Annotated in this window: 21 protein-coding genes and 2 pseudogenes; 8 read left to right on the top strand and 15 right to left on the bottom strand. The window is 73.7% G+C overall.

All coding sequences use genetic code 11. The annotated features are described in order from the left end of the window. Positions 1-51: 51 nt before the first annotated feature. The 4 genes from ACFVU9_RS36415 to zapE all read right to left on the bottom strand — a co-directional run bounded on the left by ACFVU9_RS36415 (position 52) and on the right by zapE (position 5,260). Positions 52-1,029 carry a TerC family protein gene (locus ACFVU9_RS36415; RefSeq protein WP_387601027.1) on the bottom strand — a complete coding sequence of 326 codons (978 nt, stop codon included), beginning with the start codon at positions 1,027-1,029 and terminating at the stop codon, positions 52-54. A 224-nt stretch (positions 1,030-1,253) separates the two neighbouring features. Further along, positions 1,254-1,832, bottom strand: a complete 579-nt coding sequence (locus ACFVU9_RS36420) for a TerD family protein (RefSeq protein WP_380444424.1) — start codon at positions 1,830-1,832, stop codon at positions 1,254-1,256. A gap of 257 nt (positions 1,833-2,089) precedes the next feature. Beyond that, the gene (gene uvrB / locus ACFVU9_RS36425; protein ID WP_380444422.1) at positions 2,090-4,180 is read right to left on the bottom strand and encodes an excinuclease ABC subunit UvrB; all 2,091 of its coding nucleotides are present in this window, start codon (positions 4,178-4,180) and stop codon (positions 2,090-2,092) included. A 36-nt stretch (positions 4,181-4,216) separates the two neighbouring features. Beyond that, on the bottom strand, positions 4,217-5,260 hold the full coding sequence (gene zapE / locus ACFVU9_RS36430; protein ID WP_380498203.1) for a cell division protein ZapE: 1,044 nt from the start codon (positions 5,258-5,260) through the stop codon (positions 4,217-4,219). A 112-nt stretch (positions 5,261-5,372) separates the two neighbouring features. Here zapE and ACFVU9_RS36435 point away from each other — a divergent pair, with 112 nt between their 5' ends. The 4 genes from ACFVU9_RS36435 (at position 5,373) to msrB (ending at position 8,717) form a co-directional block, all read left to right on the top strand. Next, the gene (locus ACFVU9_RS36435; protein ID WP_387601031.1) at positions 5,373-6,158 is read left to right on the top strand and encodes a pyrimidine reductase family protein; all 786 of its coding nucleotides are present in this window, start codon (positions 5,373-5,375) and stop codon (positions 6,156-6,158) included. 135 nt (positions 6,159-6,293) lie between these two features. After that, positions 6,294-6,755 carry an indole-3-glycerol phosphate synthase gene (locus ACFVU9_RS36440; protein WP_380444414.1) on the top strand — a complete coding sequence of 154 codons (462 nt, stop codon included), beginning with the start codon at positions 6,294-6,296 and terminating at the stop codon, positions 6,753-6,755. A 150-nt stretch (positions 6,756-6,905) separates the two neighbouring features. Then, a complete protein-coding gene (murC, locus tag ACFVU9_RS36445) occupies positions 6,906-8,288 on the top strand; it encodes a UDP-N-acetylmuramate--L-alanine ligase (protein ID WP_380505537.1) in 1,383 nt (460 codons plus the stop codon). Positions 8,289-8,309: 21 nt separating this feature from the next. After that, positions 8,310-8,717: a peptide-methionine (R)-S-oxide reductase MsrB gene (msrB, locus tag ACFVU9_RS36450; protein WP_380444412.1), complete on the top strand. Its 408-nt coding sequence runs from the start codon at positions 8,310-8,312 to the stop codon at positions 8,715-8,717. Positions 8,718-8,771: 54 nt separating this feature from the next. Here msrB and ACFVU9_RS36455 read toward each other — a convergent pair whose 3' ends face one another. The 8 genes from ACFVU9_RS36455 to ACFVU9_RS36490 form a co-directional block, all read right to left on the bottom strand. Continuing rightward, the gene (locus ACFVU9_RS36455; protein ID WP_380444410.1) at positions 8,772-9,962 is read right to left on the bottom strand and encodes a cytochrome P450; all 1,191 of its coding nucleotides are present in this window, start codon (positions 9,960-9,962) and stop codon (positions 8,772-8,774) included. Beyond that, on the bottom strand, positions 9,959-10,516 hold the full coding sequence (locus ACFVU9_RS36460) for an ATP/GTP-binding protein (RefSeq protein ID WP_359961171.1): 558 nt from the start codon (positions 10,514-10,516) through the stop codon (positions 9,959-9,961). The genes ACFVU9_RS36455 and ACFVU9_RS36460 overlap by 4 nt, the downstream gene beginning before the upstream one ends. Before the next feature lie 70 nt (positions 10,517-10,586). Beyond that, on the bottom strand, positions 10,587-10,940 hold the full coding sequence (locus ACFVU9_RS36465) for a DUF742 domain-containing protein (protein WP_380505511.1): 354 nt from the start codon (positions 10,938-10,940) through the stop codon (positions 10,587-10,589). Beyond that, positions 10,937-11,368 (bottom strand): roadblock/LC7 domain-containing protein, encoded by a 432-nt coding sequence (locus tag ACFVU9_RS36470; protein ID WP_380444406.1) that lies wholly within the window; start codon positions 11,366-11,368, stop codon positions 10,937-10,939. The genes ACFVU9_RS36465 and ACFVU9_RS36470 overlap by 4 nt, the downstream gene beginning before the upstream one ends. Beyond that, on the bottom strand, positions 11,365-13,173 hold the full coding sequence (locus ACFVU9_RS36475; protein ID WP_387601036.1) for an ATP-binding protein: 1,809 nt from the start codon (positions 13,171-13,173) through the stop codon (positions 11,365-11,367). The genes ACFVU9_RS36470 and ACFVU9_RS36475 overlap by 4 nt, the downstream gene beginning before the upstream one ends. A gap of 52 nt (positions 13,174-13,225) precedes the next feature. Continuing rightward, positions 13,226-14,245: an MBL fold metallo-hydrolase gene (locus tag ACFVU9_RS36480; protein ID WP_387601039.1), complete on the bottom strand. Its 1,020-nt coding sequence runs from the start codon at positions 14,243-14,245 to the stop codon at positions 13,226-13,228. A 222-nt stretch (positions 14,246-14,467) separates the two neighbouring features. Next, complete coding sequence (locus ACFVU9_RS36485; protein ID WP_380447887.1) at positions 14,468-15,196, bottom strand: hypothetical protein; 729 nt, start codon at positions 15,194-15,196, stop codon at positions 14,468-14,470. Positions 15,197-15,330: 134 nt separating this feature from the next. Then, positions 15,331-16,257: a GNAT family N-acetyltransferase gene (locus tag ACFVU9_RS36490; protein ID WP_387601042.1), complete on the bottom strand. Its 927-nt coding sequence runs from the start codon at positions 16,255-16,257 to the stop codon at positions 15,331-15,333. A 282-nt stretch (positions 16,258-16,539) separates the two neighbouring features. On the opposite strand from ACFVU9_RS36490, the pseudogene ACFVU9_RS36495 reads away from it, so the two are divergent. From ACFVU9_RS36495 to ACFVU9_RS36505, 3 genes and pseudogenes are all read left to right on the top strand, one after another. Next, positions 16,540-17,822: pseudogene (locus ACFVU9_RS36495) on the top strand (DUF692 domain-containing protein). A gap of 28 nt (positions 17,823-17,850) precedes the next feature. Further along, positions 17,851-18,990, top strand: coding sequence for a TIGR04222 domain-containing membrane protein (locus ACFVU9_RS36500; RefSeq protein ID WP_387601044.1), 1,140 nt, complete (start codon positions 17,851-17,853; stop codon positions 18,988-18,990). A 69-nt stretch (positions 18,991-19,059) separates the two neighbouring features. Beyond that, positions 19,060-19,842, top strand: coding sequence for a TIGR04222 domain-containing membrane protein (locus tag ACFVU9_RS36505; RefSeq protein ID WP_380447882.1), 783 nt, complete (start codon positions 19,060-19,062; stop codon positions 19,840-19,842). 55 nt (positions 19,843-19,897) lie between these two features. On the opposite strand, the gene hemQ is transcribed toward ACFVU9_RS36505, so the two are convergent. The 3 genes and pseudogenes from hemQ to ACFVU9_RS36520 form a co-directional block, all read right to left on the bottom strand. Further along, on the bottom strand, positions 19,898-20,623 hold the full coding sequence (gene hemQ, locus ACFVU9_RS36510) for a hydrogen peroxide-dependent heme synthase (RefSeq protein ID WP_329928538.1): 726 nt from the start codon (positions 20,621-20,623) through the stop codon (positions 19,898-19,900). Next, positions 20,620-22,053 carry a protoporphyrinogen oxidase gene (gene hemG, locus ACFVU9_RS36515; RefSeq protein WP_387601047.1) on the bottom strand — a complete coding sequence of 478 codons (1,434 nt, stop codon included), beginning with the start codon at positions 22,051-22,053 and terminating at the stop codon, positions 20,620-20,622. Before hemG ends, hemQ begins: the two co-directional genes overlap by 4 nt. A 34-nt stretch (positions 22,054-22,087) precedes the next feature. Further along, a pseudogene (locus tag ACFVU9_RS36520) lies at positions 22,088-22,339 on the bottom strand (Uma2 family endonuclease); the annotation flags it as partial. Between the two features lie 123 nt (positions 22,340-22,462). Here ACFVU9_RS36520 and ACFVU9_RS36525 point away from each other — a divergent pair. Further along, positions 22,463-23,413: a DUF4349 domain-containing protein gene (locus tag ACFVU9_RS36525; protein ID WP_387601050.1), complete on the top strand. Its 951-nt coding sequence runs from the start codon at positions 22,463-22,465 to the stop codon at positions 23,411-23,413. The last annotated feature ends 10 nt before the right edge of the window (positions 23,414-23,423 follow it).

Consider the following 23,423-nt stretch of genomic DNA (forward strand, 5'->3'; position numbering starts at 1 on the left):
GCGGCCGGATGCTGCATCCGGCGGCGGGGCTCAACCCATCCAATTTCTCGGTCAGGCGTCGAGCTTCTCGCGCTCGGCCGCCCGCTCCTGCTTCTTCGAGGCCGTCAGGCTGGTCACCGTGGTGACGGCCAGCACCACCACGATGAAGCCCAGCGAGAACGGGATGCCGATCTCCGGCACGTGCACGCCGGCCTCGTGCAGCGCGTGCAGCACCAGCTTCACGCCGATGAAGCCGAGGATCACCGACAGGCCGTACGACAGGTGGACCAGCTTCTTCAGCAGGCCACCGATCAGGAAGTACAGCTGGCGCAGGCCCATCAGCGCGAAGGCGTTGGCGGTGAACACGATGTACGGGTCCTGGGTCAGGCCGAAGATGGCCGGAATCGAGTCCAGCGCGAACAGCACGTCCGTGGTGCCGATCGCCAGCATGACGATCAGCATCGGGGTCATCAGCCGGCGGCCGTTCTCCCGGACGAAGAGCTTGGTGCCGTGGTACTTGTCGGTCGACGGGAAGCGCCGCTCGATGAACTTGAGCAGGCGGTTCTCCTCGAACTCCTCCTCTTCCTCGTCGGCCCGCGCCTCCTTGATCAGCTTCCAGGCGGTCCAGATCAGGAAGCCGCCGAAGATGAAGAACACCCAGGAGAACTGCGTCACGAGGGCCGCGCCGCCGGCGATGAACACCGCCCGCAGCACCAGCGCGATGATCACGCCGAACATCAGCACGCGCTGCTGGTAGACCCTGGGCACCGCGAACTTGCCCATGATCAGGATGAACACGAAGAGGTTGTCGACGCTGAGGGACTTCTCGGTGATGTAGCCGGCGAAGAACTCACCGGCCGGCTGCGCGCCGGAGTGCCACCAGAGGAAGCCGCCGAAGAGCACCGCCAGCACGACCCAGACCACGGTCCAGATCCCGGCCTCCTTGACCGAGACCTCGTGCGGCTTTCGCCCTCCGATGAAGAAGTCCGCCACGATCAGTGCGATCAGCACACCGACCGTGGTGGCCCACATGGCTACGGAAACGTCCATTACTGCTCCTCCGGCAGCTAGGCGAGACGGTCATCGTCACTGCCGGAGGTCTCTTCCGCCCGCCGGGACGCGCCCGGGCCGGACCAGTGCCCCGGGGCGCCGCGACGGGCGCCCGTGATGACGGGGCTACTGCTACGAGGAATACTCCCCTCCGCTGCCATCGAGAGTAACAGGAGCGGCAAGGAAAGGTAAAGAAGGTAAAGAACCGGGCGAGGTCGGAAGGGTCAGAGGAACGGCTCGATCGCCGGGAGCAGGTCCTGGAAGGTCCGCCCGCGGGCCGGGGCGCCGATCGCCTGCATGGCCCAGCCGCCGGAGCCGTCGCGGAAGACCTTCGCCATGATCTGGCCGGTGTGCGGCCCTCCCCCGGCGAGCTCGTAGCGGGCCAGCTCCACCCCGGTCGTCTCGTCCACCAGGCGGCAGTGCGCGTTCCGGACCTCGGCGAAGGTCTGGCCGGTGTAGGAGCTCACCGTGAAGACGACCTGGGTGATGTGCGCCGGCACGCGCAGCAGGTCGACCAGGATCGCCTCGTCGTCGTCCGTGCCCGAGCCGCCCTCCAGGTTGTCCCCGGTGTGCCGGATCGAGCCGTCGGTGGACTCCAGGTGCTGGAAGAACACGACGTCGGAGGGCGTCCGCTCGGCGTACAGCAGGGCCGAGGCGTCCAGGTCGATCTTCCGGGTGCGGGTGCCGAACAGGCCCCGCTTGGGCGCGGCCTGCCAGCCGAGGCCCATCCGGACCACGGTCAGCTCACCGCCCGAGCCCTTCTGGAGGCTGACCTTCTGGCCCTTGGCAAGACTCACCGACACGACGTTGTCCTCTCTGCCCGGCCGCGCGCCCGGTCCGCGCGCGGCTCCCTGCTGGAACACCCCGTCGCCGTCCCCCGGCTGAGGCCCCCTCGTCTTCCGGCCCGCCACTCCGTCCCGGGAGCGCGAATGCCGCAGGCCAGCCTAGGGCCTGCGGCACCCGCGAACCCCAAGCGTTCGCCGGTTTGTGGCAAGGCTGAGACACCGTCGGCGTTGACCGGTGCCGAACCGGCCAGGGCCGACGGTGCCCGGGCCGCGCCTCAGGCGACCCCGGCCTCCCGCATCTGGCGCAGCTCCCTCTTGAGCTCCTTGACCTCGTCGCGCAGCCGGGCCGCGACCTCGAACTGGAGGTCGGCCGCGGCCGCGTGCATCCGGTCGGTCATCTCCTGGATCAGCTCCGCCAGCTCGGCGGCCGGCATCGACTTGGCGGGCTTGCGCTCGCTGCCCAGCGCCGGCACCGGGGCCTTGCCCTTCCCCTGGCCCCGGTAGCCGCTGGAGAGCAGTTCGTCGGTGTCGACGTCCTCGCGGGCGAGGGTGTCGAGGATGTCGCCGATCTTCTTGCGCAGCGGCTGCGGGTCGATCCCGTGCTTCTTGTTGTAGGCCTGCTGGACGTCGCGGCGGCGGTTCGTCTCGTCGATGGCCTTCTCCATCGCGGGGGTGATCTTGTCCGCGTACATGTGCACCTGGCCCGAGACGTTCCGGGCGGCGCGCCCGATCGTCTGGATCAGCGAGGTGCCGGAGCGCAGGAAGCCCTCCTTGTCCGCGTCCAGGATCGCCACCAGGGACACCTCGGGCAGGTCGAGGCCCTCGCGGAGCAGGTTGATGCCGACCAGCACGTCGTACCGCCCGGCCCGCAGTTCGCGCAGCAGCTCGACGCGGCGCAGGGTGTCCACGTCGCTGTGCAGGTACCGGACCCGGATGTCCAGGCCGAGCATGTAGTCGGTGAGGTCCTCGGCCATCTTCTTGGTCAGCGTGGTGACCAGGACGCGCTCGTCGCGCTCGACCCGCTTGCGGACCTCGTGCACCAGGTCGTCGATCTGGCCCTCGGTCGGCTTGACGATCACCTCGGGGTCGATCAGGCCGGTCGGGCGGATGATCTGCTCGACCTGGCCGTCGCCGCGGGACAGCTCGTACGCGCCCGGGGTGGCCGACAGGTACACCGTCTGGCCGATCCGGCCGAGGAACTCCTCCCACTTCAGCGGGCGGTTGTCCATCGCGGACGGCAGCCGGAAGCCGTGTTCGACCAGCGTGCGCTTGCGCGAGGCGTCGCCCTCGTACATCGCGCCGATCTGCGGGACGGTGACGTGCGACTCGTCGATGACGAGGAGGAAGTCCTCGGGGAAGTAGTCCAGCAGCGTGTTCGGCGGGGAGCCGGGCTCGCGGCCGTCGAAGTGCATCGAGTAGTTCTCGACGCCCGAGCAGGTGCCGATCTGGCGCAGCATCTCGATGTCGTAGGTGGTGCGCATCCGCAGCCGCTGGGCCTCCAGCAGCTTGCCCTGCTTCTCCAGCCGGGCGAGCGTCTGCTCCAGCTCCGTCTCGATGCCGGCGACGGCCCGCTCCATGCGCTCGGGGCCGGCCACGTAGTGCGAGGCGGGGAAGACGTAGACCGAGTCGTCCTGGCTGATGATCTCGCCGGTGAGCGGGTGCAGGGTGTACAGCGCCTCGATCTCGTCGCCGAACATCTCGATCCGGACCGCGAGCTCCTCGTAGACCGGGAAGATCTCGATGGTGTCGCCGCGCACCCGGAAGGTGCCGCGGGTGAACGCGACGTCGTTGCGCGCGTACTGGATGTCGACGAAGCGGCGCAGCAGCACGTCCCGGTCGATCTCCTGGCCGACCTTGAGCGGCACCATCCGGTCGACGTACTCCTGCGGCGTGCCGAGGCCGTAGATGCAGGAGACGGACGCGACCACGATCACGTCCCGGCGGGTGAGCAGCGAGTTCGTCGCGGAGTGCCGCAGCCGCTCGACCTCCTCGTTGATCGAGGAGTCCTTCTCGATGTAGGTGTCCGTCTGCGGGACGTACGCCTCGGGCTGGTAGTAGTCGTAGTACGAGACGAAGTACTCGACCGCGTTGTTCGGGAGCAGCTCGCGGAACTCGTTGGCCAGCTGGGCGGCCAGCGTCTTGTTCGGCGCCATCACCAGGGTGGGCCGCTGCAGCTTCTCGATCATCCAGGCCGTGGTGGCCGACTTGCCGGTGCCGGTGGCGCCGAGCAGGACGACGTCCTTCTCCCCGCCCGTGATCCGCCGCTCCAGCTCGGCGATCGCCGCCGGCTGGTCCCCGTTGGGCTGGAAGGGACTGACGACCTCGAAGGGCGCCACTGACCGCTCAATACTCGTGATGGGTCGCACGTGTCCACCGTACGACCCACCACCGACAAGCGGTGCCTACTTCGCGCTGTCCCGGGCGAGGGCGACGAGGCGGGAGACCGCTCGCAGGTACTTCTTGCGGTAGCCGCCGCGGAGCATGTCCTCGGGGAAGACCTGGTCGAAGGGCAGGCCGGAGGCCGTGATGGGCAGCTCGCGGTCGTACATGCGGTCGGCGAGGACGACCAGGCGCAGCGCCGTGGACTGGTCGTCGACCTGGTGCACGCCGCGCAGGCAGACCGCGGTGACGTCGTCCAGCAGGGCGCCGTAGCGGCTGGGGTGGACGGCGGAGAGGTGGGCGAGGAGGGCGTCGAAGTCGTCGAGGGAGGCGCCGGGGGTGCGCGCGGCGACGGCGTCGACGGTCTCGTCCGGGTAGGGCGGCGGGGCGTCCGGCAGGCCGCGGTGGCGGTAGTCCTGGCCGTCGATCCGCATCGGGCGGAAGTGCGCGGACAGCCCCTGGATCTCGCGCAGGAAGTCGGCGGCGGCGAAGCGGCCCTCGCCGAGCTTCTCCGGCAGCGTGTTCGAGGTGGCGCAGAGCTTGACGCCGTTGTCGACCAGGCGCCCGAGCAGGGTGGAGACCAGGACGGTGTCGCCCGGGTCGTCGAGCTCGAACTCGTCGATGCACAGCAGCGTGTGCCCGGAGAGGGTCCGGACGGCCTGCTGGAAGCCGAGCGCGCCGACCAGGTTGGTCAGCTCGACGAAGGTGCCGAAGGCCTTGGGGCCGGGGGCGGAGTGCCACAGCGAGGCGAGCAGGTGGGTCTTGCCGACGCCGTAGCCGCCGTCGAGGTAGACGCCGGCCGGGCCGGTGGGCGCGGGGGCGCTGCGGCGGAACCAGCCGCGCTTGGGCGCGGAACCGTTTCCCGCGCCGAGGGTGCCGGCGAACTGCTCCAGGACCTGGACGGCCTCGTACTGGCTCGGCTGGGTCTGGTCCGGGATGTACGTCCCGAAGCTCACCTCGGCGAACCGGGGCGGGGGGACCATCTCGGCGACCAGGCGCTCGGCGGGCACGACGGGGCGGCGGTCGGTCAGCGCGACCGGGGCGCCGGGCGCGGGCGCGGCGGCTATGGATTCGGTCGCGGTGGCGGGGCGGGGAGCTGCGGGCACGTTAGTAGAGGGTACGCCTGCTCCCGGGCCCCTCCGACCCCGCGCCGGGGGCGGCCGGTGGAACACTGGCGGTATGCACCTGTTGATCAGCCCGCTGACCGAGCCGGTCGCCGACCCGGGCTCGCTGGAGTCGCTCGCCGCCCTCTACGCGTACCCCGACCAGGTGAATCGGGGCCGGCCGTGGCTGCGCGCCAACATGGTGGCCGGACTGGACGGCGGCGCGAAGCTCGACGGCCTGTCCGAGGGACTCTCCGGGGACGCGGACAAGCGGATCTTCGGGGTGCTGCGCGCGCTGTCGGACGTCGTGCTGGTGGGCGCCGAGACGGTCCGCACGGAGGGCTACCGCCCGGCCCGGGCCCGGGCCGAGTTCGCGGCGGCGCGGGCGGCGGCCGGGCAGGCCCCGGCCCCGGCGATCGCGATCGTGAGCCGGTCGCTGGCGCTGGACCTGGACGCGCCGCTGTTCACCGAGCCGCTGGTCCGGACTGTGGTGATCACCACCGAGGACGCCCCGGCCGAGCGCCGCCGGGCGGTGGCCGCGGTGGCCGACCTGGTGTCGGCCGGGCAGGGTTCGGTGGACCTGCGCGCGGGCGTGTCCGCCCTGGTGGAGCGGGGCTGGACGCGGCTGCTGACCGAGGGCGGCCCGCGCCTGCTGGGACAGCTGGCGGCGGCGGGCCTGCTGGACGAGTTGTGCCTGTCGCTGGCCCCGTTGATCACGGGCGGCGACGCGCCGCGCATCATCCACGATGCGGAAATGCCTGACGTGCGGACGATGCGGCTGGTCTCATTGATCGAGCAGAAAGGATTCCTCTTCACCCGCTACCTGCGTCACCTGCGTTCGGATGACCCCGTGACCCCCTGATCGCGATCCCGTTCCCCTTGGGGGCCTTTCGTCCGCGCGGCCCGCGTGCCGGGTGAGCAGCGAGCCGAAAGCTTCCGCCGGGCACTATGGGATGCGATGCCGGGGCCCGGGGGCCGGCCACTGGAAGGGACTCACGTGTTCAAGACGGTACTGATGATCGAAAAGGCGCTCTCCGACGCGGACGTGGAGCTCGTCACCACGCTCCACAGCGACGAGAAGGTCTCCTTCGTCGTCCTGATGCAGCCGCGCGGCCGGCAGGACGAGCTGCTGCGGGCGCTGGACGACGTCGCCCTCGGCCACCTGGACAAGGTGGTGCACGAGCACGACGAGTCCGAGAGCGGGCCGACGGTGGCGTCCGAGTCGCTCGAACACAGCCTGCGCCACCTGCGCCGGGCCGGCGCCGAGGCGGTCGGCGAGCTGGTCGAGGACAAGCCGCTGGAGCGCCTGAAGGCGGTGGTGCGCGACCAGGACGCCGACGAGGTCGTCGTGCTCACCTCCCCGCACTTCGTCGAGGAGTTCTTCCACCGGGACTGGGCCTCGCAGGCCCGGCACAAGGTCGGCGTCCCGGTGCTGCGGCTGTTCGCCAGCGACTCCTGAGCCGACCGACCCGACCCCGACCTTGGTGCAGAATCGTCCTTGCGGTCCGTCCGCGAGGACGATTCGCACGTCGCCCCCGCGGGCAGCGCCCGCCCGCCCACCCAGCCCCCGCCCCAACGGAGCCCCGCCTTGAACGACGCCGCGCACGACCTGCACGCCCCGCACTTCATCGGCATCGGCGGCGCCGGCATGTCCGGCCTGGCGAAGATCCTCGCGGTGCGCGGTGCCAGCGTCTCCGGCAGCGACTCCAAGGAGTCGGAGACCGTCCTCGCCCTGCGCGCCCTCGGCGCGACCGTCCACGTCGGCCACGCGGCCGAGCACGTGCCGGACGGCACCAGCAGCGTGGTCGTCTCCAGCGCGATCCGCGCCGACAACCCGGAGCTGGCCGCGGCCCGCGAGCGCGGCATCCCCGTGGTGCACCGCTCCGACGCGCTGGCCGCGCTGATGGGCGGGCGCCGCGCCCTGGCCGTCGCCGGCACCCACGGCAAGACCACCACCACGAGCATGCTCGCCGTCGCCCTCGGCGAGCTCGGCCTGGACCCGTCCTACGCGATCGGCGGCGACCTCGACGCGCCGGGCTCCAACGCCCACCACGGCACCGGCGAGATCTTCGTCGCCGAGGCCGACGAGAGCGACCGCAGCTTCCACAAGTACGCGCCCGAGGTGGCGATCGTGCTCAACGTGGAGCTCGACCACCACGCCAACTACGCGTCGATCGAGGAGATCCACGAGTCGTTCGAGACCTTCGTCGGCCGGATCACCCCGGGCGGCACCCTGGTCGTCTCGGCCGACCACGACGGCGCCCGCGAGCTCACCGCCCGGGTCGCCGCGCGCGAGGGCCTGAACGTCGTCACCGTCGGCGCCGCCGAGGACGCCGACCTGCGCGTCCTGTCGGTGGTCGCCCGCGGCATGACCAGCGAGGTCACCGTCCTGCTGGACGGCGCCGAGCTGACCTTCACGGTCTCGGTGCCCGGCCGCCACTACGCGCACAACGCCGTCGCCGCGCTGGCCGCGGGCGTCGCGCTCGGCGTGCCGGCCGCCGACCTGGCCAAGGCGCTCGGCGCCTACACCGGGGTGCGCCGCCGGCTCCAGCTCAAGGGCGAGGCGGGCGGCGTCCAGGTGATCGACTCCTACGCCCACCACCCGACCGAGATGGCCGCCGACCTGGAGGCGATCCGCGGCGCCGCCGAGGGCCGCGTCCTGGTGGTCTTCCAGCCGCACCTGTTCAGCCGCACCCAGCAGCTCGCCGAGGAGATGGGGCAGGCGCTCGCGCTGGCCGACGCCTCGGTCGTGCTGGACATCTACCCGGCCCGCGAGGACCCGATCCCGGGCGTGACCAGCGAGCTGATCATCGACGCGGCCCACCGGGCCGGCGCCGAGGTCACCGCCGAGCACGACTTCGCCGCCGCCCCCGCCGTGCTGGCCGGCCTCGCCCGCCCGGGCGACCTGGTGCTCACGATGGGCGCCGGGGACGTCACCAACCTCGGGCCGGAAATCATCAAGCACCTCGCGAACGTTGCCTCCAACGTCTGACGCACGCCGACGGGAGCCGTGATGAGCTACGAGATCGAGAAGACCGAGGCCGAGTGGCGCGAGCAGCTCAGCCCCGAGGAGTACCACGTGCTCCGCGAGGCGGGCACCGAGCGCCCCTTCACCGGCGAGTACACCGACACCAAGACCGTCGGCGTCTACGCCTGCCGGGCCTGCGGCACCGAGCTGTTCAGTTCCACCACGAAGTTCGACAGCCACTGCGGCTGGCCCTCGTACTACGCGCCGCTGGCCGGGGACCGGGTCCAGTACATCGAGGACACCTCGCTCGGCATGCGCCGGGTCGAGGTGCGGTGCGCGCGCTGCGGCGGGCACCTCGGACACGTCTTCGAGGGCGAGGGCTACGGCACGCCGACCGACCAGCGCTACTGCATCAACAGCGTCTCGCTGACGCTGAAGCCGGTCGAGGACTGACCGTCCGCGAAGGGCCCGGACGTCCGCACGCGGATGTCCGGGCCCTTCGCGTGGTCAGACGACCGGGGCGAAGCGGACCGGCAGGTTCACCAGGGCGCGGTGGAAGGGCCCCGGGCGCCAGAGCAAGTCCTGGGTGGGCAGCGTGAGTTCGAGGTCGCTCAGCCGGCTGGTCAGCTGCTCGATCGCCGAGATCGCGATCAGCAGGGCCGGGTCCCGGGCCGGGCAGGCGTGCGGGCCCGCCGCCCAGGCCAGGTGGGCGCTCTCGCCGCTGCGCAGCTCGGCGCCGTCGGTCGGCGGCGCCGCCTGGTTGTTGGCCGCCGCGTAGGAGACCAGCATCAGCGTGCCGGCCTTGATCTCGCGGCCGTGGAAGGTGATGTCGTACCGCGGGTAGTGCGCCGACAGGTTGGCCAGCGGCGGCTCGTGCCACAGCACCTCGTCGATCGCCTGGTAGGCGGTCATCGCGCCGCCGAACAGCGAGCCGGCGTAGCGCTCGTCGGTGAGCAGGCGCAGCAGGGCGTTGCCGATCAGGTTGGTGGTCGGCTCGTGCCCGGCGATCATGGTCAGGGTGATCTGCCGGATCACCTCGTCGTTGTCCAGCCCGGCCGGGTGGGTGACGAACCAGGAGGTGAGGTCGTGCCGGGGGCGCCGGCGCCGGTCGGCGACCATCTCGGTGACCACGGCGAGGAGGTCCCCGTAGGCGGCCACGGCCTTCTCGGTGGACTCGATCATCTTGGAGATGCCGGCCACCAGGCGGTCGCTGTGCTCCTCGGGCACGCCGAACCACGTGTTGAAGACGAAGACCGGCAGCTGGCGGGCGTACTCGGCGATGAGGTCGGCGGTGCCGGCGGCCTCGAAGCGGTCGATCAGCCGGTGGGCGACCTCGCCGACGCGGCGCTGGAGCACGTGCGGTTCGAGCAGCCTGAGGCCGTCGGTGATCACCGCGCGGTAGCGGTCGTGGACCTCGCCGTCGCTGAACAGGGCGGTGGGGCGGTAGCCGAGCACGACCAGGAGCGGGGAGTCCGGCGGGACGGTCCGCTGCCAGGCCCGGGAGTCCTTGGAGAAGGTGTCGGTGTCGCGCAGGAGGTCCAGCGCGGCCTGGTAGTCGGTGACGAGCAGGCCCTCCACGCCGGGCGCGACCTCGACCGGGGCGACGGCGCCGTGGCGGCGCAGCCGGTCGTAGACCAGGTGCGGGTCGGCGGCGAACACCGGCCCGTAGATCGGCGTCGGTCGGGTCTCGGTGGTCACGGTCCCTCCTGGGGGTCCGGGCCGGCCGGCAGGCCGTGCAGGACGTGCTCGGTGAGCGCGATCAGCGCGTCGAGGCTGGCGCCGCGCTCGCGGGCGTCGCAGAGCACGAGCGGGGTGTCGGGGTGCAGGTCGAGGTGGGCGCGCAGGACCTCGACGGAGTGGACGGGCGCGTCCGGGAAGCCGTTGACGGCGACGGCGTAGGGCAGACCCTGCTCCTCGACCATGTCCATGATCTCGAAGGAGTCGGCGAGCCGGCGGGTGTCGGCGAGCACCAGGGCGCCGAGGGCGCCGCGGGCGATGTCCTGCCAGAGCGGGAAGAAGCGGCGCTGGCCGGGGGTGCCGAACATGTAGAGCACGACGTTGCCGGGCAGGGTGAGCCGGCCGAAGTCGACGGCGACCGTGGTGGTGGTCTTCTCCGGCAGGTCGGCGAGGTCGTCGACCGGGCGGCCGGTCTCGGTCATCGCCTCCTCGGTGTGCAGGGTGGCGATCTCCGAGAGGGTGCGGATGAGCGTCGTCTTGCCGACCCCGAACGGGCCGGCCACGACGACCTTCATCAGCGTCTGGTCCGGGTCGGGCAGGTAGCCCACCCGGCTGGGCCGGTCGGCCGGGCCGCCGGGGGCCGGGTTACCGGAGCGTGCGGAGTCCAACGAGGAGCCTCTCGACGATGGAGCGGTCGGTCTGCTGGGCGCGCGGGATCGGCGCGCGGGCGTTCAGGCAGCCCGCCTCGACCAGATCGGCCGCGAGGAAGACGGTGGCGCTGACCGGCAGGCGCAGGTGCGCGGCGGCCTCCACCACGGTCAGCGCGCCGGGGCGCAGCAGCTCCCAGAGCCGTTCGTGTTCGTGTTCCAGCCCGTGCGGCGGTTCGGTGCGGGCCGCGTACAGCACGGTCAGCCGCTCGAAGCCGGCGCTGCCGGGGCGGGTGCGGCCGCCGGTGGCGAGGTAGGCGGGCACCATCCGCCTGCGGGGTACGCCGGTCATGACCGGGGTGTGCCGTCGGGCTGCCGGGCCGGGCTCGCGAGCGCGCGGCCCAGGGCGGCGACCTGGACCTGCATCTGGTAGGCCACGTTGCCGAGCTGGGCCTCGGGCGTGGTGAAGACGGCGAGCGAGGTGTTCTCCCCGGCCGGGACGACGACGGCGTAGCCGAGGTCGGACTCGACGACGGTCTGGGCCAGCCGGGGCTGGGCGGTGTCGGTGAAGGCGCTGGTGAAGGCCCGGGCGGCGGCGTGGACGGTGGCGGTCATCGCGGCGACCCGCTCGGCGGAGGCGCGGCCGAGCCCGTCCGAGGCGCCCTCGACGAGGCCGTCCCCGGTGGCGATGACGGCGTGCAGCACCCCCGGGAGCTCCAGCAGCGGGGTGAGCACCCACGAGATCTCGTCGGTGGCGGTCGGGCTGGGCGTGCTGCTCACTGCGCGGCTCCTTCGGGGGTGGGGCCTTCGCCCGCTGACTGGGGTGCGCCCGCGGACGGGGGTTCGCCCTGGGGCGGGGTGGCACCGTCCCGGGCGGCGGCGGCCACGGCGGCGCGGCCCTCGCCGGTGCCCTGCTGGAGCGCGCTCCAGTGCCGGGCGGCCCGCTCGGGGGTGCGGGCGGGCGCCCCGGGGGCCTCGGCCGGGCCGGGCCCGGCGGGACGGGCGGGGGCCTCGGCGGGCCCGGCCGCGGGGGCGGCGAGGGGCTGGCGCCGGCGCCGGCTGGGCAGGTCGCTGCCGTCGCCGGGGCGGGCGGTGTCGGGCCGCCCCGCGACGGGCCGTCCGGCGGCGGCGGACGGCACGACGTGCATGGCGGGCGCCGGGTGCGGGCCCGGCTGGTGGTGCCGGTCGGCGAGCGGGGGCAGCCCGGCGTCCTCGCCCGCGTCGCGCATCGGCGGGACGGCCTGGACGGTGGGCGCGGGGGCGGGCCCGGCGCCGGCCCGCAGCGGCAGCGGGGTGAGCACCGACAGCGGCTGCCCGTCGTCGACGACGGTGACGAGCGCGGCCGGGATGCGCAGGATCGTCCGCATGCCGCCGTACGGCGAGGGCTCGATGTGGCAGGAGAAGCCGTACTGGCGGGCGAGCTTGCCGATCACCGCGAAGCCGGTCTTGGGCGGGTTGCCGAGCTCGGTGAGCAGGACGTCGGGCGGGCCGGCCAGCAGGCGGCGGGCGCGGCGAAGCTGGTCGTCGTCCATGCCGATGCCGCTGTCGTCGATGATCACCAGTGCGCCGCGGCCGCCCTGCTGGACGGTGACCGGGACGTCGGTCTCCGGGTGCGAGTAGGCGGTGGCGTTGGCGAGCAGTTCGGCGACGGTGATGGCGAGCGGCTCGGCGGCGCGGGCGACCACGGCGAGGCGGTTCTCCCGCAGGTGGTTGGCGACCTTGATCCGGGCGTAGCCGGGCACCCGGGAGAGGGCGCCGACGACGACCTCGGCGAGCGGGGAGTCGCTGCGGGCGAGGCCGGGCCAGGCCTCGCAGAGGACGGCGACGGTCTGGATCCGGCGCAGCGCGACCTCGTTGCGGAAGTCGACCTCCAGCAGCCGGGGGTCGTCGTTGTCGTCCTGGAGCTGCTGGACCAGGCTCTGGATCTGGTAGAGCAGCGTCTGGATCTTGGAGGTGGCGCCGCGCATCGCGGCGCGGGCGGCGGCGTCGACCCGCTCGCGCTCGTCGGTGATGGCGCCGGCCGCGGCGTCCAGGACGGCCTGGAGGGCCTCGGTCGCGTCCGGGCCGACGACCTGCGCGGACAGCGGGCCGACGGCGGGGGCGTTGACGTGGCTGAGCCGCACCGCGGTCGCGGGCAGGCGCTCGTCGGCGAGGTGGCGGACCTCGGCGAGCAGGGCGGCGCCGCGCTCCTCGGCGACGGCGAGGCGGCGCTCGGCCTCGGCGGCCCTGGTGTCGGCGGCGGCGGTGCGGCCGTCGGCCTCGCGGGTGGCGTCCCGCGCGTCGCGGGCGGCGTCCTCGGCGGCGCGGGCGCGCAGTTCGGCGTCGCGGGTGCGCTCCTCCGCGGCCCGGTAGCGGGCCTCGGCCTCGTCGGTGGCCTCGCGGGCGGCGGCGGCCGACTCGTGCAGCCGGTGCTCGGCGCGGGCGAGCCGTTCCTCGGCGGCGCGGGCGCGCTGCTCGGCGACGTGGGCGCGCTCCTCGGCGACGGCCGCCCGGGTGGTGGCCCGGGCCCGGCCGCGGGCCAGCACGCCCGCCGTCGCGGCGGCCAGCACCGTGGTGATCAGCGCGATCAGCGCGATCTGCGTCATGGGTGTCCTCGGGGGGGTTCCTGCTGGCTGGCTGGTGGCGGGCCGGGCCCGGTCAGTCCCGGTAGCCGATGTCGGGGAGGAGCCGCCGGGCGCGGACCGAGTCCTCGGCGATCTCGCGCGCGACGAGGGCGACCTGGGTCATGGCCTCCAGGACGTTCGGCGCCTCGCCGCCGTCCAGGTGCCGGTACTCGGCCGCGACGGTGAGCACCAGCCGCTCGGGCAGGCCGAGTTCGGGATGGCGCTGCTCGGCGATCACCCGGCGGGCGGCGTCCAGCGCGGGGATTCCTGCGGTGTGCATCGCGTGGGTGCGCTCGCGGACGTACGCGAGGTAGGCGATGTGGGCGCGGACGCCGTCGCGGTCGAGCACCGGGCCGTGGCCGGGGACGACGGTCTCGGCGCCGGTGTCGAGGATCCGCTCGCACGCGGCGACGATGTTCTCCAGCGGGCCGGCCCAGTGCGAGGGGTGGTCGCCGGGCTGCTGGGCGGTCGACCCGAAGATGACGTCGCCGGCGAACACCGTGCGCCGGTGCGGCAGGTGGACGATCAGGTCGCCGCCGGTGTGGGCCGAGGGCAGGGCGGTGACGTGCACGGGGTGCTCGCCCACCGTGAGTTCGAGCTCGCCGGTGAAGACGGTGTCCGGGCGCACCGGCTCGGTCTGCGACCAGTCGAAGCCGCCGAAGTGCTCGCGCAGGTAGCCGCCGAGCGGGGAGTCCGGGTCGCCGCCCGCGACGAGCGCGTGCTGCTGCTGCGGGGTGGGCTCGTAGTGGATGTGCTCCAGGGCCTCGCGGGTGGAGATCACCTCGGCGTCCGGGACGACGCCGGCTCCCCAGAGGTGGTCGCCGTTGGCGTGCGTGACGATCACCCGGTCGACGGTGACGCCGTCGGCCAGCACCCGGCGGCTCGCGGCGAGGAACTCCGAGGCCAGCGCCGGGTCGTAGGGGGTGTCGATCCAGAGCGCGGTCTTCCGGGAGGTCAGCAGCCCGCAGTTCGCCAGTCCCCAGCCCCGCTTCGGGGGAAGCCACACGTGGAGGTCGTCGGCGATCGCGCTCAGGGAGGCACGGTTGATCGTCATGTGCGCGATTATGCCGACGATGTGTCAGGAGCGGGGCAAAACCTGTGCGATCGCCACGAGTTCGTGCCCCAGACGCTCCCGAACCGTCCGGATTCGTGCCATCTGGTCGAGACCAATCGTCTCACTCGGCGGGACGGTACGTGGACACCGCGAACTGCCGCGGCCCACGCGGCCCGGCCGTCAGGGCAACTTCGTCAGGGCAGCTGCGTCAGGGCGGCCACGTCAGGGCAGCGGCAGGATCCGGCACACCTCGACCGTCACGTCCACCGTCTCCAGACCGATCACCCGCCCCTCGACCGCGACGAATCCTTTCTCCCCCGAGCGGAACAGCGCCGCCAGCGGCGACTTCCGGCCCGCCCCCGCGAGCGCCTCCACCGCCATCGCGGAGCCGAACGCGAACACCCCGCACAGCACGACGCACGGCGCGTGCCGGGGCGTTCGGGTCACGAAGATGAAGCCGTGGTCCCGGATCAGCTCGTCGGACGCGTTGTACAGCGCCTCGAAGGTCATCCCGCCCCACCGGGCCCGCGCCGCCTGCGGGTACTCGATGCGGAAGTCCGGGAACACCGCGCCCAGCACGCCCTCGGTGTACGGGTTCACGCTCGGGCCGCCGATCGAGAAGGTCGGCATCCGCGGATCCTGCGCGCCGGCCGCGACCAGCTCGATCGTCGCCTTCCGGTTGACCTTGCGGAGCAGGTCGATCAGCTGGGCGATCGCCCTCGCCTCCGCCATCGGCATGAACAGCACGTTCTTCGGCGCCCGGGCGGTCAGCCGCAGGCCGTCCCGGGCGAAGGCGAACTCCGCGGCCTCGATGCTCGGGGTGATGATCTGGACCCGGCTGTACGGCGCGAGCAGCGCCCGGAGGAAGCCGTACCGCAGGAACAGCCGGGTACGGGCGAGGGAGCGGGCCGCGAGGAAACCGATCACGGCCGGGACCGATGCGATCAGCACTTGGAGCAGGATCTCCATTTGATCCCCCGGAGGAAGACTCGACCACGAACTGTGCGCCCTGGTTAAGTCCCCTCCCGTGGCCGGAAATACCCCACTCGCGCCGATTCGGAGCGTCACGATCCGCGCACGGACGGTCACCCCAGGCGCTTGATCCCCTTGCGCTCCCCCGCGCAGCGCTGGTACCCCAGCCAGGCGTTGACCGCGAGCATCGGCGCGTTGGTCGTGTCGTTGCTGGTGTACGCGTGCCGGTAGCCCGCCGCCGCGGCGAGCCGCAGCGACTCCAGCTTGGCCAGCTTGCTCAGGCCGCGGCCGCGGAACTCCCGGCGGCAGGCGGTGAACGCAGACCAGTAGCGGTCCGCCCCGTCGGTCTGCGCCAGGGTGAACGCCGCCGGTACGCCGTCCACCACGGCGACCACCGTCAGGGCCGGGTCCAGGTCGGGCCGGGCCCAGTCGCCCTGCAACCACTCCTCGTAGTCCAGGGCGTCCATCGTCACCTCGCCGGGTTCGTCCCGGATGGCCTCCGCCTCCACCAGGAACAGCGGGCGCGGATCGTCGGCCCAGTCGGTGGCCGGGCGCAGCTCGACGCCGGCCGGCCGCACCGGCGCCGGGGGCAGCGGCAGCGTCAGGTCCCGCTCGCCGAAGTGGGCCGCGCTCCCGAGCTCGTAGCCGCGGGCGGCCGCGAAGGCCAGCGAGTCGGGCTCCTCGTCCAGCCAACTGTGCAGTTCGGTCACCCCGTGCGCGGCCAGGTGCCGTTCGGCCGCGGCCAGCAGCGCGGTCGCCGCGCCGCGCCGGCGGAACTCCGGCAGCACGCTGCCGTTGGCGTGGCCGAGGCCGGTGGTCGACGTACCGAGGGTGAGCCCGCAGCGCACCGCTCCGACCACCCGGCCGTCCAACTCGGCGACGATGGTGCGGAAGTGCTCGTCGGGGTTCTGCCGGGCGTTCGCCCAGAGCAGGGCCTCGGCGGTCCACACCAGGTGCTCGCGCCCGGCCCGGTGGGCGGCCGCCACCGCCTCGGCGTCGGCGGGGCGGAAGTCTCGGATCATCGGTTCGTTCGAAGTCATGGGTTCGCACGCTATCCGCGGCTCCCGTCCCACGCCTCCGGATTTTCCGCGCGCAGGCCACCCCACCTGCGCGAAGGGATCGGGTCGGGGGTTAGAGTCCCTCGTCGACAAGCTCAAATAATGCTCTGAGAAGACCGGGTGGGGCTTGGCAGCCACCCCGCCCGGGGACATTCTCGGCAACACGGCCCACGGGCGGTCCCGGCGACGGCGCCCGCACCGCCCGACGGCCCCTCACCCCGGCCCTCCGAAGGGGGCGTACCGATGACTTCCCCTGCACTGAACCTGCCCACCCGGGCGGCCTCCGGCGACGGCGCCCCGGCCGGCCCGGCACCCGCGCCCCGGCTGGGCGTCGGCCTCGGCTGGCGCAGCGAGATCGACACCGTGGTGGAGCGTCAGCCCGGCCTGGACTGGGTCGAGGTCGTCGCGGAGAACGTCTGCGCCGGCCACCTGCCCGCCTCGCTGACGGTGCTGCGCGAGCGCGGCGTCACCGTCGTGCCGCACGGCGTCTCGCTCGGCCTCGGCGGCGCCGACCGGCCCGACCCCGAGCGCCTCGCCCGGCTCGCCGGGACGGCCGTCGCGCTGGACTCGCCGCTGGTCAGCGAGCACCTGGCGTTCGTCCGGGCCGGCGGCCTGGAGGCGGGCCACCTGCTGCCCGTCCCGTACTCGTGGGACGCGCTGCGGGTGATCGCCGAGAACGTGCGGATCGCCCAGGACCAGCTCCCGGTGCCGCTCGCGCTGGAGAACATCGCCGCCCAGCTGGCCTGGCCGGACGACGAGCTGACCGAGGGCCAGTTCCTCGCCGAGCTCGTCGAGCGCACCGGCGTACGGCTGCTGATCGACGTCGCCAACCTGCACACCAACCGGGTGAACCTCGGCGTCGACCCGGCCGCCGAACTCGACCGCCTGCCGCTGGAGTCCATCGCCTACGTGCACGTCGCGGGCGGCACGATGGTCGACGGCGTCTGGCACGACACCCACGCCCACCCCGTCACCGAACCGGTGCTGGAGGTGCTGGCCGCACTGTGCGCGCGGGTCGCACCGCCCGGCGTCCTGCTCGAACGGGACGCCGCCTTCCCGCCGCCCAGCGAGCTGGCCGGTGAACTGGACGCCATCCACCGGGTGCTGGAGGGGAGCATCCGACCATGACCGAACGCCTCGCAGCCGACCTCACCACGGCGCGGCAGGAGCTCGCACGGCGTCAGGAGGAACTGCTGGCCGCCCTGGTGGCCGGCGGCCCCGTCCCGCCGGGCTTCGACCCGGCGCAGGTCCGCGCCCAGTCCACCGGCCTCGCCGCCAAGCGGCGGGACACCGTCGCCCGCGTCGCGCCCGAGCTGCCCCGGCAGCTCGGCCCGCGGTACGGGCCGCTCTTCCTCGCCTACGCCCGCACCCACCCGCAGACCGCCGGATACCGGGCCGACGCCCGGGCCTTCGCCGCGTGGGCGCTCACCCACGCGCGCCCGCTGGCCGCCGACTGCCGCCGCGCCCTGGAGCAGTGGCTGCACCCGGCACCCGCCCGTCCACCGGGACCGCTGGCCCGCCTGCGCCGGGCCCTGCGGCGCCGGTAACACTCTTCACTCTCGGGGGAATCAGCCCATGTGGGACAACAGCTTCTTCATCGTTCCCGCCATCCTCGTGGTGGCCGCCGTCCTGTACGTGGACCACACCGGGCGGCGCGTCCGGCACGTCCCGCACCCGAAGGGCCTGCCCGGCGGCGGCCTCCCGCTGCTGAGCGCCGCGTTCCTGGCCGGCGGCCCGGGCCGGGTCTTCGACACCGCGCTCGTCCGGATGCACCTGGCCGAGCGCGCGGTGGTCAGCCGCGGCGGCACCGTCACCCTCACCCACGACCGGCCGTACGACGCCGTCGACGAGGCGATCATGACGGCCGTCGGCCCGACCGGCAGCCGCGACCTCGGACCGCTGCGCGCGGACGTGATGCGCTCCCCCGCCGTCCAGGCCCTCGGCGACGAGCTCGCCGACCGCGGCCTGCTGCGCCACCCCGACCGGCTGAAGGACGCCCGCAAGGCCCGCCGGCTGCTGTGGCTCGCGGTGGGCGCCGTGGTGCTCTTCTCCGTGCTCTCCTTCGTGCTCGCCGGCCTGGACGACGGGCGCGGCGACCGGCCGGCCGTGTGGGTCCCGGTGGTCCTGCTGGCACTCGGCCTGGTCACCCTGTTCGCCTCCCGCCCGGCCAAGGGCCGGATCACCCCGGCCGGGCAGCGCCAGCTCTCGCTCATGAACACCGGCAAGCCGTGGACGCCCGGCTCCGGCCTGTACCCGCGCGCGACCGGCGGCGAGGTGCTCGGCGCGCTCGCGCTCGGCGGGCTGGCCGTCGCGGGGGCGGAGCTGGCGAACGAGGAGCTCCAGGAGGCGATGATCGGCGCGGCGGCCCAGCAGGCGGTGGCGCAGCAGGCGGCGGCCCGGGGGGCGTTCGGCGGGTCGTCGGGCTCGGGGTCCTCCTGCTCGGCGTCGTACGCGTCCGACTCGTCGGGCTCGTCCGGCTCGTCGTCGTGCGGCGGCGCGGTGTCCTGGTGCGGCGGCTCCTCGGACACCGGGACGTCCTCCGGGTGCGGGTCGTCGAGCGGCGGATCGTCGTCCTCGCACAGCTGCGGTTCCTCGTCCTCCCACAGCTGCGGGTCGTCCTCCTCGCACAGCTGCGGCTCGTCCCACAGCTGCGGGTCCTCGTCCAGCTGCGGCTCCAGCTGCGGGTCGAGCTGCGGTTCCAGCTGCGGGTCCTGACGTCACAGTTCGGTATCGCGCCACCGGAAGCCGTTCCCCGGGTCGTCGGCGGCGGCATACAACAAGGCCATGTGGTTGCTGTTCCTCATACCGGCATGCGTGGCCGCGGTGCTCTCCTGCCTCCGGCTCGTCCGGATGACCGCCACCGCCGACGCCCTCGCCGGGCCGGACGGGCTGCGCCCGCCGGAGGCCGTCGGGATCGGGCTCTACGAGACGGCGTACCTGGCCGGCGGCCCGGACCGGGTCGTCGAGCTCGCCCTCGTCCTGATGGCCGGCCGCGGCCGGCTGCACCTCGCCCACACCGGCTGGACCACCGTCGTGGACCCCAAGGGCCGCAGCCGGCTGGAGCGGGCGGTCATCGCCACCGTCGGCCCGGACGGCCAGTGCCGCACCGACGGGCTGCGCCGGGCGATGGGCGAGCACCCGACCGTGCTGGAGATCGGCTCCCGGCTCTCGCTGGCCGGGCTGGCCACCCCGGCGCTGATCCAGCGCAACACCGTCGTCGTGGTCCGCCAGGTGCGGCACGCGCTGCTGCTGAGCCTCGCCCTGCTCGCCGCCGCCCTCGCCGTCGGGTCCTTCACCGACGGCGACGCCCTCGCCGCGCTCGCCTGGTTCTCGCTGCCGCTGGTGCTCACCTCCGGCACCCTGCTGATGGCCCGGGTCGACGTCTACCCGTACACCCGCTGGGCCTCCCCGATCGGCCAGGAGGTCCTGCGCGAGGTGCGCCCGGCCCGCCAGCACGGCCTCGGGGACGACGAGGAGCGCGAACTCCTCACCGCCGTCGCCATGAACGGCCCCGCCGCCCTCGCCGACCCCCGCCTGCGCGCGGCCCTGCGCCCCCACCGCACGTGACGCACAAAGAAGGAGGGGCCCGCCGCAGCGGACCCCTCCCTCGTCGAGCGCCCGGTCAGACCAGGCCGTTGAGCAGCTCGCTGACCGGCTTGCGGCGGCCGGTGAAGAACGGCACCTCCTCGCGCACGTGCAGGCGCGCGCGGGACGGGCGCAGGTCGCGCATCAGGTCGACGATGCGGTGCAGCTCGTCCGCCTCGAAGGCGAGCAGCCACTCGTAGTCGCCGAGGGCGAACGAGGCGACCGTGTTGGCCCGGACGTCCGGGTAGCCGCGGGCCATCTGGCCGTGCTCGGCGAGCATCGCGCGCCGCTCGGCGTCCGGCAGCAGGTACCACTCGTAGGAGCGGACGAACGGGTACACGCAGACGTAGTCGCGCGGGCGCTCGTCGGCGAGGAACGCCGGGATGTGCGACTTGTTGAACTCGGCCGGGCGGTGCAGCGCCATGTTCGACCAGACCGGCTCCAGCTGACGGCCGAGACCGGTGCGGCGGAAGCGGTTGTACGCCTCCTGCAGGTCGTCCGAGTCGGCGGCGTGCCACCAGACCAGGATGTCGGCGTCCGCGCGCAGACCGGACACGTCGTACGTGCCGCGCACGGTCACGTCCTTCGCGGCCAGCTGGGCGAACAGCTCGTCCACCTCGGCGGCCAGGGCGGTGCGGTCCTCGGGCAGGGCGCCCTCGAGCTTGAACACCGACCACATCGTGTAGCGGATGACCTGGTTCAGGTCGCGCGCCTTCTTCTTCTCGGGCTGCTGCTCCGGCTGCCGCTCAACGGTCTCAGTCATGCGCCCATTGTCCTCTCCGTGGAACCTTCCCCGGTCTCCGGGGTCAACAGTCTGTCGAGCGCCGCCACGGCCGTGGCCGCGGAGGCGATGCACGCCGGGATCCCCACGCCGTCGTACGCGGCACCGCACAGCGCCAGGCCGCCGGCCCCGGCCACCGCGGCCCGGATCCGGGCCACCCGGTCCAGGTGGCCCACCGGGTACTGCGGCAGGCCGGCCTCGAAGCGCGAGACGGCGGTGTCGTACGGGCGCGCGGTGAGCCCGATCGCCTCGCCGAGGTCGGCGAGCGAGAGCGCCACCAGCTCCTCGTCCGCCAGCTCCAGCGCCTGCTCCTCGCGGTGCCGGCCCAGCGAGGTGCGCAGCAGGAACGCGTCGGGGGCCGAACGCTCCAACCAGCCCCACTTGTTGGACGAGAAGGTCGACGCCTTGATCCGCCGCCCGTCCACCGGCGGCACCAGGAACCCGCTGCCGGACGGCACCTCGGCCAGGTCGGCCCGGCGGAACGCCAGGGTGACGAGGGCCATGCCCGCGTACTCGACGGTGTCCAGCTCGGCCGCCGCCGCGGGCACCTCCGTGCGCAGCAGCCGGGCCGCGGCGGGCGCCGGGACGGCCAGCACGACGGCGTCCGCGGCGAGCACCTCGCCGCCGGCCACGACGCGCCAGCCCCCGGGGGTGCGACGCAGCTCGTCGACGGCGGTGTCGGTGCGAAGGTCCACGCCCGCCTTCGCACAGGCCGCGGCGACGGCCTCCGGGAGGGTGCCGAGGCCCCCCTGCAGCCCCTGGAAGACGGGCGTGCCGACGGTCTGGGGCCGGGAGGCAAGCTCGTGCACCCCCTCGACGAGCGACCCGCCGCCGCGGGCGATCGACAGCAGCTGCGGCACGGCGGCGCGCAGCGAGATCTCGTCCGCGTGGCCGGCGTAGACGCCGCCCAGCAGCGGCTCGACGAGCCGGTCCACCACCTCGCGGCCGAGCCGGTCGGCGACGTACCGGCCGATCGCGACGTCGTCGCCGACCTCGGTGGCGCCCTCGTGCCGCGCCCGCTCCAGCCCGTCGGCGGACAGCACCTGCGACGCGGCCAGCGCCGCGAGGTCCCCGGGGACGCCCATGACCTGCCCGCCCGGCAGCGGGCGCAGCGCGCCCCTGGTCCAGATGGCGGCCTTCGCGGTGGTCGGCGGCTCCAGCGCCTCCGCCAGCCCGACGGCCCGCGCGAGCTCGACCGCCTCCGGCCGCCGCGCCAGCATCGACTCGGCCCCGAGGTCCACCCGCACCCCGCCGACGTCGCCCCCGCGCAGCTTCCCCCCGAGCCGCCCCGAAGCCTCGACCAACGTCACCCGGGCCCGCGCCGGCCCCCCACCGGCCGCCCCACTGAGGAACGCGGCCGCGGCCAGCCCCGCGATCCCGCCACCGATGACGACGACATGTGCATCCGACATGCCTCGCAGTCTCGCAGGTCCTTACACGGATGCCTCAATCCCCTGCACGCTTCGCGCCGCGCGGCACCAGCGCGTCGAGGTCGATCGTCAGCGGGAACGGCACCGGCCGCTCCAGGGTGCCCCGGAAGATCCCTGCGGGTGCGTGGGAGAAGGTCACCGGCTCCAGCTCGAATGCGTGCACGACGGGCAGGCCGTCCTCATCCTCGACGATCCAGTAGTGGGGGATGCCCGCCTCGGCGTACTTGCGGACCTTGACCGTGCGGTCCCGGTGCGCGGACTCCGGGGCGCCAAGATAGCGAGTCCGGGCCGCGTCCTAGCTGTGATGGAGTTGCGATCTCCCGGTGGGGTCCGTTCGTGCTCGCTTTTCGTCCAATGGGGAGACCTGACAACGGACTTGGGGAGAGGCCCGATGATGGCGAGACGAGCGGGGGCGGTGGCCGTGCTGGCTGCCGTGGTGGCGTTGGGGGCCGGCTGCAGTGCGGCCGACGGGGGGCGACAGGGGTCGGCGGCGGCGCCCGCGGCCAAGGCGCCTGCCGCCGCTGCCGCGCCCAGTGCGGCGCCGACCGCCCAGGCGCCCGCGGGCGGCACCGCGGCGAACGGTGCGGCGAGTGCCGCGCCGGTGGCGGACAACCGGCTGATCGCGTACACGGCGCAGCTGTCGCTGCGCACCAAGGACGTCGGCCAACTGCTCGCCAAGGCGCGGGAGATGGCCGGCTCCGCGGGCGGCTACGTCGGCGGGGAGTCGATAGCCGGGGGCGGTGACGGCGACGCGGGCGGCCAGCTCACGCTGAGGGTGCCGTCGGCGGCGTTCCAGCAGACGCTGGACCAGCTGGCCGGGCTCGGCGAGGTGGTGTCCCGCAAGAGCCAGGCGGACGATCTGACCCAGCAGGTCGCGGACGTGGCGAGCCGGGTGCAGTCGCAGCAGGCGAGCGTGGAGCGGGTGCGGGCGCTGATGGCGCAGGCGAAGTCGCTGAGCGAGGTCACCGCGCTGGAGGCGGAGCTGAGCCGCCGGGAGTCGGACCTGGAGTCGCTGCAGAAGCAGCAGAAGGAGCTGGCCGGCAAGACGTCGCTCTCGACGATCACCCTGGAGGTGCACCGCGAGGTGCCGCCGGCCCCCGCCCCGCCACCGGCGCCGAAGGTGGGGGCGAAGGGTTTCTGGGCGTCGGCCGGTTCGGCTCTCGCCGGCGGCTGGCACGTGCTGCTGACGATCCTGCGCGGGCTGGTCGTCGCCCTGGCCGCGGTGGCGCCGTTCCTGCTGGTGCTGGGTGTTCCGGCCGCGGTGGCGTACTGGTGGTGGCGCCGGTACCGCATGCCCGCCGCCGTCGCCGCTCCCGGCCCGACGGGGGACGAGCAGGACTGAACGCACCGGT

Origin of the sequence: Kitasatospora sp. NPDC057936 (genome assembly GCF_042887525.1) — a bacterium.
Lineage (GTDB): Bacteria > Actinomycetota > Actinomycetes > Streptomycetales > Streptomycetaceae > Kitasatospora.

What these genes read in the sequence shown, in the direction of transcription:
- ACFVU9_RS36460 (WP_359961171.1), bottom strand. Translation starts at nt 10,516, where the DNA reads ATGAAGGTCGTCGTGGCCGGCCCGTTCGGGGTCGGCAAGACGACGCTC.
- hemG (WP_387601047.1), bottom strand. Translation starts at nt 22,053, where the DNA reads ATGTCGGATGCACATGTCGTCGTCATCGGTGGCGGGATCGCGGGGCTG.
- ACFVU9_RS36415 (WP_387601027.1), bottom strand. Translation starts at nt 1,029, where the DNA reads ATGGACGTTTCCGTAGCCATGTGGGCCACCACGGTCGGTGTGCTGATC.
- ACFVU9_RS36465 (WP_380505511.1), bottom strand. Translation starts at nt 10,940, where the DNA reads ATGACCGGCGTACCCCGCAGGCGGATGGTGCCCGCCTACCTCGCCACC.
- ACFVU9_RS36490 (WP_387601042.1), bottom strand. Translation starts at nt 16,257, where the DNA reads ATGACTTCGAACGAACCGATGATCCGAGACTTCCGCCCCGCCGACGCC.
- ACFVU9_RS36475 (WP_387601036.1), bottom strand. Translation starts at nt 13,173, where the DNA reads ATGACGCAGATCGCGCTGATCGCGCTGATCACCACGGTGCTGGCCGCC.
- hemQ (WP_329928538.1), bottom strand. Translation starts at nt 20,623, where the DNA reads ATGACTGAGACCGTTGAGCGGCAGCCGGAGCAGCAGCCCGAGAAGAAG.
- ACFVU9_RS36480 (WP_387601039.1), bottom strand. Translation starts at nt 14,245, where the DNA reads ATGACGATCAACCGTGCCTCCCTGAGCGCGATCGCCGACGACCTCCAC.
- msrB (WP_380444412.1), top strand. Translation starts at nt 8,310, where the DNA reads ATGAGCTACGAGATCGAGAAGACCGAGGCCGAGTGGCGCGAGCAGCTC.
- ACFVU9_RS36500 (WP_387601044.1), top strand. Translation starts at nt 17,851, where the DNA reads ATGTGGGACAACAGCTTCTTCATCGTTCCCGCCATCCTCGTGGTGGCC.
- ACFVU9_RS36505 (WP_380447882.1), top strand. Translation starts at nt 19,060, where the DNA reads ATGTGGTTGCTGTTCCTCATACCGGCATGCGTGGCCGCGGTGCTCTCC.
- ACFVU9_RS36435 (WP_387601031.1), top strand. Translation starts at nt 5,373, where the DNA reads ATGCACCTGTTGATCAGCCCGCTGACCGAGCCGGTCGCCGACCCGGGC.
- ACFVU9_RS36525 (WP_387601050.1), top strand. Translation starts at nt 22,463, where the DNA reads ATGATGGCGAGACGAGCGGGGGCGGTGGCCGTGCTGGCTGCCGTGGTG.